A 12,743-nucleotide genomic window follows, 5' to 3' on the forward strand; every position below is an offset into this window, starting at 1 on the left:
ATAAATTCATTTCTGCTGACATATTTCGAAAGGAACCCATCCCACAAGATAGGTTCCTTTGATTTTCTATATCAAGCATTAACAGCAATATGCTCTTCTAATGTTTTACTATTTACTAATAATGATTTATCTTATCTTAATTGAGCCTTAAGTTTTTCTTTCTCCATCGAATAGTCCAATCGCTTGATCTCTCGCCCTCTGTCCAATACAACAACGGAGGGCACGATTTTGACATCATACTTTTGGGCCAGATTTTTCTTAGTAGCCGTATCGACTTTCACCACTTTGTAGGGTTCGGATAGTTCTTGATTTGTCTCTTCTAATAATGTGCTAAACTCCAAGCTTTCATTATTTAAGGCATTGAAGAAAAGCAAGAGCACTTTTTTGTCACTTTTCAGTACACTCGTACTAAAGGCATTCAGTTCCTCAATATAACGCTCGGCAACGACTGCAGCCGTTGCCCCATCACCTGCAGCTGAAACCACTTGCCTTAAATATTTAACCCGATTGTCTCCCACCGCATATACCCCTTCGAGATCCGTTTCCATCAAGTCATTAACAGGAATGTATCCTCTTCTGTCCATCCCAATGCCACTTTCCTTAATAAAATGAGTCGAAGGAATCATCCCAACAAAGAAAAATACGCCCTGGCAAGGAAGTTCAGTTGAATGGCCTGTTTTTAAGTTTTTGATTTTAACCCCCTCGACATTAGCCTCACCCAGGACTTCTTCAATGGTGGAATTCCATACAAACTCCATCTTTCTATTTTGGAAGGCCCTTTCCCCACTCATTTTATTACAATCGAGAACGCCTTCATCATGGAGAACAATCACTGTGACTTTGCGAGCAAACTTGGTAATGTACATGCCTTCTTCAATGGCTTGATCCCCGCTGCCAACGACAACAACGTCTTCTCCTTCAAAAAACTCAGCATCACAGGTTGCACAATACGCAACCCCACTGCCCTGGAGCCGCTTTTCACCAGGAATATTTAATAGTCTCGGCTCACTGCCACAAGCAACGATAACCGCCTTGGCAGTGTATTCTTGACCTTTTTTCGTACAGATGATTTTATCTTCTTGGGCAAAATTAACACTTACAACTTCATCTCGTGAAAATTTAACGCCAAAGGAATCGGCATGCTTTTTAAAGTCCTTCATAAGATCAGATCCACTGATTTGTCCATAGCCCGGATAATTGACAATTTCTCGTGTCGTATTGACCAAACCGCCAACCGTCCCTTTGTTGATAACCAAAGTTCTCAGCTTCGCTCTTCCCCCATAAATAGCTGCCGTGAGTCCTGCGGGGCCCCCGCCGATAATGATTAAATCGTAGGTCACATCTCCCATTTTTCAAATACTCCCTCTCAGGTAAAATGTTTTAGGGATTACGATTCCAGAACCTCCGCAATTTTATCGATGACTTCGTCTTCGTCAACAGCCCCTGCCAGCTTTGCTTGATATTCGCCTGCCTTAAAGAAAAGAATCTGAGGAACTCCTTTTAAGGAAAATCTTTGGGACAAGTTTTTATCTTCTTCTACATCCACGTAATAGAATCCAACCCTGTCTCGGTATTGCGGTTGAAGTTCCTCCAAAACAGGAACGACCTCTTTACAAACGTGACAGGATTTTCTCGAGAAAATAACGAGACAGGAATCCTCATTATCATAGATGATTTTTTCGAAACTATTTGCATTTAGTTGTTCTAAGGACATATTTTCCACTCCTTTAAAATAGTTCATATTGACACAAATTATAAACCATTACTCTCTCAAAGAAGTCTTAGATGAATTTCCGTTTTATAAATAACAAGAATAAAAGCAGGCTATTCCACGAAGTCAAGTTTAAGTGAATTAGCCTGCCTTCTATATTACATTTCTTCGGTTAAAATCTGATAGATTGGTCCACCTTCACAGTGGGCAGGCATTCTTACGCCTACTAATGTTGCAATAGTCGGTGCAATATCAACTTGTCTAATGGTTCTAACGGTTGTAAAGTTTTCTTTAATTCCTGTCCCTGCAGCTAAAAAAATTGGGGAAACAGAAGTATCGAAAGCACCCTCTACTGTGGATAACCCATCACCGTGTAAACGACTATATCCCTCATCTACAGTGAAGAAGATATCACCACACTGCGGACCGTTTGTTCCTAATACGACAGCGTCTTTATTCCGCATTGCCAGCCCGATAACACGCTCTCCTTTATATCTATAAGAGTACAGGTCAGACATAATCTTTCTTTCCAATTCATATTTGTCCGCCCGGTCAACAATGCCATGGGCATCACGGCCTTTTAAGTTGATATATATATAGTTACTTCGAGTCTGAACAGCGGTTGTCTTTTCCCAATCTACTTCTTTCAAAGTTTTACCGTTTGCATCCTTTTTCATTACGGTATAACCGAGTTCCTCCATTACCTGTACATTCATACCGCCATATTCACCGATTTGTGGTGGAAATTCTTCCCCGACCAGTAAACCATGGTCAGCAAGAATCATGATTGTCCATCCTTCATCTAACAGATGTAAGAATTCGCCCAAATATTTGTCTGTCTGAATGTAAAACTTCCGGATAAAGTTCTGATTTACTTCAGGGTCAGTATAGCTCCAGCGCTCCAGATTTTTCGCTAAATGCCAAAACATATGACCTGCACAGTCAATGTTATGCAAATGACTGAATACTACCTGGTAATCCCGGTTTTTAATTAAATGATTTAAAGCCTTTGCTTGCCATTGACTATAGGAATCCCAGGCTGGTTCATAAACATTCTCAACCAGGTAAGCATCTTCTCCCCCAACCAAGCTAACAGGCTGAACCGGTCCAACATTTTCTACGATATCTTTTAACAATTCTTTTGGATGCCATAATTTATCCTGGGCAATATCCAATGCATTACTGATCCACAGTTTCACCGATGTACCATCGGTCGAAAGCTCCAGGAGTTTCATAGAACGGCAGGCGGGTTTTAATACACCCTCTTTATTAATGTCATCTACAATACCGGAAACCATTTTCCCGAGTTCTAATACTACGATTGGCTTCTCAGCCTTCTTATTTTTATAAATTGCTATGCGGTCATAGATGCCATCAGAATTCTTTAAAATCAGGGTGGGTCGTCTTACAATACCATCAGACGTTAAAATAGTAAATTCTTTGGCATCTGCCGGTGCAGCTGCCCATCCTTGTGCATTTTTCAACGGGGAGTTGACTACGTCATAATGAGGAATACTTTCAATAACCATTTCCATGTTTTCTGGTCCCATGATATATTCACGGATTTCACTGCCTGACATAGCAGCTTCACCATACCATAATTCCATCATATCGGTAGCTGGTTCTTCTTCTTCCTCAGTAATAGCACTCAGATCGGAAATCATGCAGCCGGTACCGGCGGGACGTTCAACTTTTGGAGCATATATTAATTCTGTAATTTCCTCATTAGCAGCGATAATCTTTTCCCAATCAAGTTGTGCCACACCCATGTTAACAGAACCCGGCTGTGTTCCATCAACTACGTTTAAATTTGGGTTGTCACTGGTGGGAGGCCAAGCGGAACCGGGCCAATGCCATACTAATGTTTTCATACCGGCCTCAGAAGTTACATTCCATAACTGCTCAGCTTCACAGTTTCTGGAATCCATATTATAGACAACAGCGTCCAAGCTCTTTGGGGACTGTCGCCAAAAGCAGGTAATCCCGTGTGTTCCAGGATAAGCACCTGTCGCTAAGGTCGTCCAGCATGCAGGTGTAATCGTTGGCAGGGCACCTAAGTGGGATAAGTCTTCTCTTGCCGAGCCTTTTTCTATAAATTTTTGTAAGTTTGGCATTATTCCTTCGGCCAAGAACTTCCGGGTTACTCTGGGATCCATCCCGTCGACCCCTAATACCAATAATTTCTGGGTTAAAGCTTCTCTTTTCATTATTTGAATCACAACTCCTCAAATGGTTTGAACCGAGTGGAAATTTTCTTACGGAATTGCTTTATTTTAGTAATGAGAAGAACTAAAGTAATTAGCTCGTTCTCCTCATTACTATTATTAATAGTTAGTTATTCGGCCATTACTTAAGGATTGACACCATACTCTTTTTCAGTTTCTTCTACTATAGCTCGTAATTCTGCTTGAACACTTTCCGGCAGGTGCTCCGGCTTATAGTCTTCGAGTATGGATCTAGCCACTTCGTAGGCTCTTTCTGAAAAATCTTTACCACCATCAGCCAGCCAGACATCTCTCATTCGGCGGTCAATAACACTACTTTTTGACTGAGAACGCATGTGTTTGAAGGTATGCTCTTGACCAATAAAGTTACCAGCGGTACCTACCTCTTTAATAACATCTATTGCCAGAGTTTCATCAGACACACTTATCCCACAGACAGCTTTTTTAATCATCCTAGCCATCTCATTATCCATCACCATTTGTGCATAGTCATAGGTGATACCGAGTTCCAACATACCTGCGCCATAGATCAGGTTGGACCCTGCCAACGCTGTCAGCATAGCGGTAATTGTGAACTCATGAGATGCTTGGGCATCCGGGAGTTTGCTGTCTACCTAGCCACCGGCTACCCAGCTTGGCAGTAAGTAAAATTGGGCAAGTTTCGCCACACCTGCATTGATCATTCCCAGTTCCGGAGATCCAACCGGTGCCGTAGCAAAACGCAGATCCATGATTGTCGTTGAACTACCATAGATAACCGGTGCTCCCTTGCGGGTTAGCTGACTTAAGACGATGCCACTTAAAACTTCAGCATTGTGGGTTACAAGACTGCCTGCTAAGGTAATTGGAGAGGTAGCTCCAGCCATAGCCATTGATAGTACATTTACTGCTATACCAGCCCGTGCCCCCTCAATAATCACTTCTGTACAGTGGCCTACTAATTGTAACGGGCTTGTCGGACAGACATTGCAAGAGAAGATTGGTCTTTCCCGCAGCTTTTCTTCTCCACCGACTATGGCAGCAGCCATCTTCAGAACCTTTTTAAAGTTTTTCCCACCTTCAGTACCGATAAATACATGCTTAGAAGTATTATTGAAGATAACCTCGGCATTATGAACGACCGCTGCCTCTGCCGGCACATCCTGAGGAGCCACCGGACGTAAAACTGCATCCATCTCACTCATTGCATCACAGAAGCGCGAAATATTGGCTACATCCTGCTTAGTAGTCTTCCGATACTCTTTGGTATACGGGTCGATGATTGAGACCCCTTCGCCAAAATTAATAAAGTGAACTCTTTTACCGCCCAGTATAATATCATGTTTAGGATTTCTACCTGCCAAAAGAATTGTATTGGGGGCTGAGCGAATAGCATCCTCTACGATGTGAGGAGGAATTTTCACGACTCGCGTTTCGAAATTTACATTTGCCCCTCCGGCAGCGAAAATTTCTAAAGCTTCTTTAGACTCAACTTTAATTCCTGTTTTCTCCAAAACTTCAAGGGTTCCACTGTGGATATCATAAAGTTCATTCTCCGAAAATATATTGAGTCCGAAGCCCTCAAATTTCGAAATTCCTGCTTGAACTTCACTTCTCAATTCTTCCACCTCCATGATTTTCCTATAAATTTTCGACTCAATATTAGTACCTAATTAGTTTAAGTACATGGCAGCCATTTCTTTAGCTGCCATGGCATCTGCACAATAACCATCAGCTCCGACTTCATCAGCAAAACTTTTAGAAACCGGTGCTCCACCAACAAGAATTTTAACTTCGTCACGCAGACCTTCCTTCTTAATCAGATCAATAGTTACCTTCATATTAAGCATGGTTGTGGTTAAGAGCGCCGATAAACCGACGATTTTAGCATTATGCTCTTTAATAGCAGCCACAAACTTCTCGGGCGATACATCAACACCCAGATCCACTACATTAAAGCCACCGCTCTCCATAATCATCACAACTAAGTTCTTGCCAATGTCGTGGAGATCTCCGGCAACAGTACCAATGATAATCGTTTTGCTTACAGCAATGTCTGCCCCTGTCAGCAACGGTTTTACAATATTCATACCCTCAGATAAAGCTTTAGCAGACATCATAACCTCCGGTACATACATTTCGCCCGCTTTAAATTTTGGGGTAACAATGTCCATACCAATCAGTAAACCTTTAGAGATAATTTCCATGGGGTTGCCACCAGCATCCACCATTTTTTGGGTTAGGTCTTTTACTGCAGCAGCATTTCCTTTGAACACATAATCGGCCAATTGATCAAAATCACTCATCTTATAATCCTCCTTAAGATTACTAAATAGATTCTCAGCAATTTCTCATACTACAAATTAATAAATCTTACCAAATAAATAATATTATAAATAGATTTCATTGTATAATTCCGTCTATTTATGCCGGGCATAAGTTGAAGTAACCTCAGTGAGAGTTCTATTAATGGGCCTTAGCCTTCTCGATAAACTTTAATATAGCTTTATCGATTGCCGTATCGAGTAAGGATTCAGGCGCATTTTGCAGTATTTGTTTATATCTGCGATTAGCACGAATCACGACATCTTCAGAGCCGGAGCTCTTCCAATCACTGTAATTGCCCCAGTCCGAAACTGTGGGAGTCCACAGGGAACGGAATTTTTCGAAGGTACTCATGTGGGATAAATAGGTCCCGGTATGCCCCACCTCTTGAATAACATCAACCGACAATGCTTCATCCGAGGTGTCAATCCCCTGAGATATCCGCCTCACTCTTCTGATTAGTTCTTCATCGATTACGAACTTCTCATAGGAGGTAGTCATGATAGCATCTAATACGCCTAAACTTTGTACCGACATCTGAGCCCCGCTCATCATTCCCATCAATAAACTTTGCATAGTTTCATACCCTGCCTGGCAATCCACTGTCTTAGAATGTGTGATTCCTGACATAGTTCTCACCGGCAAATGATAGAAATCCAAGCCCATTTGCAAGCTGGCAGTATTAATTAACATGGCTTCTGGCGATCCCGCTGCATAGGTAGCCTCTTTCATATATCCTGAGGTGGAAGCAGTAGCATAAACCAAAGGAGTACCAGGATTCACCAATTGAACCAAAACCAATCCTGCGATAGTTTCTGTATTTTGCAAGACCGCCGTTCCCAACAGTGATATTGGTCCGCTGACTCCTGCCATAATGCAAGGTGCAAGCAGTATAACTTGATTGCGCTTAGCATATTCGATCATAGTTTCCAACGTATCAGGAGCATAGGCTAAAGGACTTAGAGAATTTACTAAAACTGCTGTACAGTGGTTCTCTAATAAGAATCCCGGTTGACCCAGGGCAATCTCAACCATATCCAGTTGTTCGCGAACTTGCTGAGTATTAGCGCAGAATCCGATGATTGGTTTCTCTGTGTTTTTTAAAGCCTCGTACATCATAAGTAAATATTTATCGTTGCTGTTAACATCACTGGGATCAACTGGGATTGTGCCTGCCAGGTCAACCACATCGCTGGCCTGACACAGTTTTTGGATATTCGCATAATCCTCGAGAGTTGCCTCACGACGTCCCCTATCCAAGTCTTGAATATAAACCGGACCTACATTAGGCTGTATCAAAAAACCTTCACCAACGGTGATAGAATATTTTTCATTACGAGCACGCATGCGGAAAGTGCGTGGAGCGGTTGCTAAGGCTTGATCTACCATCTCACGAGAAATAAAAACCGTTTTATTTTCAACCCTAGCCCCATTTTTCTTGAAGATTTCGATAGCTTCCTCACTATGAAATACTACCCCTGTTTCACGAAGAATTTTTAAAGTTGCTTCATGAACCCGCAATAAATCATCCTTCGTTAATACTTCCAGCTTTGATTTTAAAGCCATTATTACACCCTCTCTTATCATAACTTAACTCGAACCTCAAGGTATTAATTAGCCTTAGACCCTTAAAGCCCCTAAGTCAACTTGACTTAAGACAGAGTCAACTTGACTTGCTATAAATAGCTTAAGAATTTCCCAAGTTTTAGATGCAATTACACCACCTCTCCGTATTCCCGGTTCCAAATATCCCACCGATTCTCCCATAACTGATTCAGGTACATACGATGGTATGGCTTAAACAATTTATTCAATTTAACACTTAGGGAACTCACATAAATTATAATGCAATTTTCATGCCGTCATAAGATTTTGAATTGCCAAACATAAAAATATTCTCATAAAGCATAATGCCGCTAAATATTAAAGCTTAAAGCCTCTATCTAGTGTATTATTCCAAATAATAGCGTACAATATATCCCCTTTCTTGAATCTTTGACATGAAACGCTAGAATATTGCAAGTCATAGTGACTTATATATTCCAGCGTTGCAGGATTTTACGTCATCTTAACGAATAAATCTAATCATCAAATAATTTTGCATTTTTATACTAACTCTCTATGTAATGACTAGTAAGTGATGTAATACATATTATTTTTTCTGATTACGCTTTTATGACATAGCAAAAAGGGAGTTGTCGAAATTGGTAGATATTAACGAAAACAATCTGGAGAGAGAAGAATTAAAAATGATATTAGACAATTCATTTGATGAGATTTTTGTTGTCAACAACAAGGGAATCGTAACCTATGTAAACGAAGTATGCAAGAAACATTATGGTTTAGCCCCTTCCGAGATCATAGGGAAAAACTTCAACTATTTATTGAATGAGGGATACTATTCGCCTGCACTTGCCCCCATTGTTTTTAGAAACAAACAAACCGTTACAGTAGAACAACAAACCAGATCCGGAATCAAACTGGTTGTGACTGCTACTCCGGTTATTAATGAGAGTGGTGAAGTTGAATTCATTGTTATGAACAGTCGCGATATCACTCAAATTGAACAGTTGAAACAGGACCTAGATGAAACTAAAAAACTCGTTAAACATTATAAGAGCAAAGTTGATGAATTAAGCCAGCAAGTTAGTTATTTTAAAGGATACTCTTTTCGGGATGAGAAAATGAAGTTGTGCTTAGAAGTTGTACAGAGGGTAGCCCTGGTAAATTCAACGGTCTTAATCCTAGGGGAATCTGGGACTGGAAAAAACGTCTTAGCAATGGATATTCATAAAATCAGCGATCGAAAAGATGGGCCCTTTATTTGTATTAACGGTGCTACTATTCCCGAGCACCTTTTAGAATCAGAGCTATTCGGTTATTGCAGAGGTGCTTTTACTGGAGCAGACAAGTACGGAAAGGTTGGTTTAGTCGAACTGGCAAACGGCGGAACTCTATTTCTTGACGAAATCGGCGAAATTCCCTTGGGTATTCAAGCAAAGTTGTTAGAGCTTATTCAGGAGCATAGATTTATTCCCGTCGGCGGAAAAGAGCATAAGAAAATTGACATACGAATTATTGCAGCAACAAATCGAAATTTAGTTCAGTTAATTGAAGAAGGTAAGTTCCGCGAGGATCTATATTACAGGTTGAGCGTCATCGAAATCGATACTCCCCCCTTAAGGGACAGATCCGAGGATATTCTTCCATTATTACAGTTCTTCATAAATAAATACGATTTAATGTATAAATACTCTCATAAGTTCGATAAGCAAACTCTTACTATCTTAAAAAATTATTCATGGCCTGGCAACATTCGTGAAATGGAACACCTAGCAGAACGGTTGGTAGTTACAATTCCGGAAGGGAATATTTTACCTGAACATTTACCCAGCAAAATTTTTAAAATACCTTCTGTCCCATTAAATACAAACATGCTGCAAGACGAGCTGTCGAACTGGAAGAATCTCAAGAAATCAAGTGATGAAGCGGCAATCATAATTAGATTATATAACATGCTGGGAAGCTCTTATAAAGTTGCAACCACTTTGAATATCAGCCAGAGTAAAGTAACTCGGATTGTACGTAACTATAAACAAAGCTGTACTACCGGCCAAGAAACTTAAAAGCAATTACAAGAGTTATATACAAAACTTGGCCATGACCAAGCCACCAGCGCATGTGGCATCTTTAGAGAGTGCGCCACGGATGGCCAAGTCTTCCGACTATTTCTAGAAATGAGCTTGGTATGCAGGCGGAGGTATTTTATGAGATTGGAACAATTATCCCTTTTAATCGAAGTAGCTAAATACAACTCTATAACTCTGGCTGCAGAACACGCCTTTATTACCCAACCGGCAGTCAGTTCATCGATTAGCAAACTTGAAGACGAACTAGGAACAGCACTATTCAAACGTACTACCCAAGGCGCTTACCCGACAGCAATCGGTGAGATGATTATTGAAAAAGCACGTTATATTCTGGATACGGTTGAGGAAATTAAACAGATCGCCAACACCTCGGATTTAACTGGCAGCCTATCGGTCGGGATAATACCCAGTATGGGTGACAAGATAATACCACACGTTTTATATCTCTTGAAAAATAAGCATCCTAATATTAATATTGTCTTGACAGTAGCTGAGTCAATAACTATTCTGCAAAATATCCAATCTGGCAAGAATGATCTTGGGATTGTTCTTTTAACTGAAGAAATCCAAGGAAAAGACATTTGCAGAGAGGAATTATTCTCAGATGAATTTTTGATATATGCCGGAAAAGATTCTCCTCTCTCAGCAAAAGAATCAGTCACTTTGAAAGAAGCGCTTGAATATCCCTTTGTTGCCTATAATGACGAATTCACAAAGAATAATGGGGGCATTACAAGTATCTTGAAACAGTACGGCGAACCAAATGTGGTGTTTAGGTTCTGTAATTTTGAACTCATCAAAAGAGTCGTTTCTCAAGGAATTGCTATCTCCTTCTTTCCTAAGTTCATGTCGACTAACGATATATACTTGCAATCAGGAGAAATAATACCTATTCCCATTAGTGATGTTAGTCTAGGGATAACCGTTGGATTAATAAGGTCGACCCGATACGCTGTTTCTCAAGTAGAAAAAGAGTTTATAGAAGCCCTTAACTCCATGTGTAAAATTACCGCACCCATTTCAAAATAGTAACTAAAACACAAGAAGCAACCTCATTATTTATTTGACGGCAAAAGACGGCTTCTGGCAGAAGCCGCCTTTTACTATTTTCCGGGCTGGTCTTACTTCGACAGCCCCGTATCATTAGTCTTCTTCCGGATAATCGACAGCTTGCACTTTACTCTCTCCGCCGAAATCCTCCTTGAGCATCTTGCATAGGGACAGCCCTAAGATGATGATAATAAATATAATGGGTATGCTGGTGGCAACAGATGAAAGCTGAACTACCGGCAACCCCCCAACCATCATGATAGCCACCCCGATCACAGCAAGGAGTGAACACCAGAAAAATCTTGTCCAGCGGGGAGATTCCTGATCACTCCTAACCTCTTTGCAAGCAATCATGGAAATAATGAACGCATTGGAATCAATGGTAGTAGCTTGGAAAATAAGCATTACAAATAAGAAATAGGGAATCACTATTTGGGTTAAGGGTAAGGTATTTAAGACTTGGCTAATCATTGCCCCGGCACCGGCCTCCACCATAGTCTTATCAAGTGCTATCCCTTGATTAAGCTGAAGATCTACTGCATAGGTGCCGAACACTAAGAAGAACAGTGAACAGCCGATTGTCGTTATAACCATCATATTTATAACAACGTTTTTAATCGTTCTCCCCTTGGAGATCCGGGCAACAAATAATCCAAAATACATGGCCCATGCTGCCCACCAGGCCCAGTAAAATACTGTCCAGTCCTGAGGAAAACCGGATTTGGTAATCGGATCTGTATATAAACTCATCCGTAAAAAGTTAGTAGCCCAAACCCCTAAGCTGTCAACATAAAAAGATAACATAAATAAGGTGGGGCCTACAAGCATAACAAACGCTAATAATCCCATACATAACCAACTATTTAATTCCGACAATCTTTTAATTCCGCTATTTAAACCGGCGTAAGCACTATAAGCAAATACCGCTGCAACCACCAGTGTGACCCCAACTTTTACCGTCATAGTATCCTCAATACCCAGCATATTGGCGCTTACAGCCGACATCATAGGTACAACCGTTCCTAAGGTTGTTCCTAATCCGCCTACCAGACCGATAATAACAAAGATATCGATGACTCTGCCAAGCCATCCGTCAACCCGGTCCCCTAATATTCCCCTGCAAGCATAGCTTGGGTAGAAGTAGGGTTTTTTTCTTACGTGAATCATGTAGGCAAAGGCGATGGCCCCTGGGACAAAGATAGCCCAGGCCGAAACACCCCAGTGAAATATTCCATAAGCAATAGAAAATTGCGCAGCTTGCGCTGAAAAGGCCTCACCCCAGTAAGGAGGCCACTTAAGGTAAAAAATAGGCTCGGCCATGGACCAATAAACTAAACCTGCTCCAACACCGCCTGTGAACATCATCGATATCCAGCTGAAGTCTGAGAATTCTGGTTTATCATCTTTTCCGCCCAATTTTACATTGCCATATCTGCCAAAAGCTAACCAAAGTGAAAACAGTACACAGCCCAAAGCAAATAATAACCATAACCAGTCCAAATTATAGGTTATAGCTTTTAATATAGTTGAAACATAGGGTTTCAGTTCTGTACCAAAAATAAGCATGGGAGCATATAACAGGACACATAAAATAGCACTGCCCCAGAAAACAACAGGATTAATAAGAGCATATATACTTTTAGATTTAGGTATCTTTTCCAGATTCTCTTGTAACAAGTTTTTCACCCTTTCTTGTGATTCAATCTGAAATACCAGGTTTAAGAAGATAAGTCAGCTGATAAATTCCACGTGTCATCTATAGTATTTCATTACCTCAAATGACCATCAAAACCTCCTTTTATA

Annotated in this window: 8 protein-coding genes and 1 pseudogene; 2 read left to right on the plus strand and 7 right to left on the minus strand. The window is 40.8% G+C overall.

What is annotated here, in order from left to right:
- Positions 1-131: 131 nt before the first annotated feature.
- The 6 genes and pseudogenes from LJE72_RS09900 to LJE72_RS09925 form a co-directional block, all read right to left on the minus strand.
- A complete protein-coding gene (locus LJE72_RS09900) occupies positions 132-1,349 on the minus strand; it encodes an FAD-dependent oxidoreductase (protein WP_229247420.1) in 1,218 nt (405 codons plus the stop codon).
- Between the two features lie 38 nt (positions 1,350-1,387).
- Positions 1,388-1,714, minus strand: coding sequence for a thioredoxin family protein (locus tag LJE72_RS09905; RefSeq protein ID WP_229247421.1), 327 nt, complete (start codon positions 1,712-1,714; stop codon positions 1,388-1,390).
- 155 nt (positions 1,715-1,869) lie between these two features.
- On the minus strand, positions 1,870-3,918 hold the full coding sequence (locus LJE72_RS09910; RefSeq protein ID WP_229247422.1) for an alkaline phosphatase family protein: 2,049 nt from the start codon (positions 3,916-3,918) through the stop codon (positions 1,870-1,872).
- Between the two features lie 143 nt (positions 3,919-4,061).
- A pseudogene (gene mttB / locus LJE72_RS09915) lies at positions 4,062-5,549 on the minus strand ([trimethylamine--corrinoid protein] Co-methyltransferase).
- A 39-nt stretch (positions 5,550-5,588) separates the two neighbouring features.
- Entirely contained in the window at positions 5,589-6,221 is a 633-nt protein-coding gene (locus LJE72_RS09920; protein ID WP_229247423.1) for a cobalamin B12-binding domain-containing protein, read from the minus strand.
- 160 nt (positions 6,222-6,381) lie between these two features.
- Entirely contained in the window at positions 6,382-7,806 is a 1,425-nt protein-coding gene (locus LJE72_RS09925) for a trimethylamine methyltransferase family protein (RefSeq protein ID WP_229247424.1), read from the minus strand.
- A gap of 638 nt (positions 7,807-8,444) precedes the next feature.
- Between LJE72_RS09925 and LJE72_RS09930 the strand changes: the two genes are divergently transcribed.
- Together LJE72_RS09930 and LJE72_RS09935 are read left to right on the plus strand one after the other, a co-directional pair.
- Entirely contained in the window at positions 8,445-9,866 is a 1,422-nt protein-coding gene (locus LJE72_RS09930; protein WP_229247425.1) for a sigma-54 interaction domain-containing protein, read from the plus strand.
- Between the two features lie 141 nt (positions 9,867-10,007).
- Positions 10,008-10,919: a LysR family transcriptional regulator gene (locus LJE72_RS09935; RefSeq protein WP_229247426.1), complete on the plus strand. Its 912-nt coding sequence runs from the start codon at positions 10,008-10,010 to the stop codon at positions 10,917-10,919.
- Between the two features lie 114 nt (positions 10,920-11,033).
- Here the strand turns inward: LJE72_RS09935 and LJE72_RS09940 are convergent, their stop codons facing one another.
- Positions 11,034-12,617 carry a BCCT family transporter gene (locus tag LJE72_RS09940; protein ID WP_248286302.1) on the minus strand — a complete coding sequence of 528 codons (1,584 nt, stop codon included), beginning with the start codon at positions 12,615-12,617 and terminating at the stop codon, positions 11,034-11,036.
- Positions 12,618-12,743 lie beyond the last annotated feature (126 nt).

Source organism: Desulfosporosinus shakirovi (assembly GCF_020595055.1).
In the GTDB taxonomy this organism is placed as follows: domain Bacteria; phylum Bacillota; class Desulfitobacteriia; order Desulfitobacteriales; family Desulfitobacteriaceae; genus Desulfosporosinus; species Desulfosporosinus shakirovi.

What these genes read in the sequence shown, in the direction of transcription:
- LJE72_RS09900 (WP_229247420.1), bottom strand. Translation starts at nt 1,349, where the DNA reads ATGGGAGATGTGACCTACGATTTAATCATTATCGGCGGGGGCCCCGCA.
- LJE72_RS09905 (WP_229247421.1), bottom strand. Translation starts at nt 1,714, where the DNA reads ATGTCCTTAGAACAACTAAATGCAAATAGTTTCGAAAAAATCATCTAT.
- LJE72_RS09910 (WP_229247422.1), bottom strand. Translation starts at nt 3,918, where the DNA reads ATGAAAAGAGAAGCTTTAACCCAGAAATTATTGGTATTAGGGGTCGAC.
- LJE72_RS09920 (WP_229247423.1), bottom strand. Translation starts at nt 6,221, where the DNA reads ATGAGTGATTTTGATCAATTGGCCGATTATGTGTTCAAAGGAAATGCT.
- LJE72_RS09925 (WP_229247424.1), bottom strand. Translation starts at nt 7,806, where the DNA reads ATGGCTTTAAAATCAAAGCTGGAAGTATTAACGAAGGATGATTTATTG.
- LJE72_RS09935 (WP_229247426.1), top strand. Translation starts at nt 10,008, where the DNA reads ATGAGATTGGAACAATTATCCCTTTTAATCGAAGTAGCTAAATACAAC.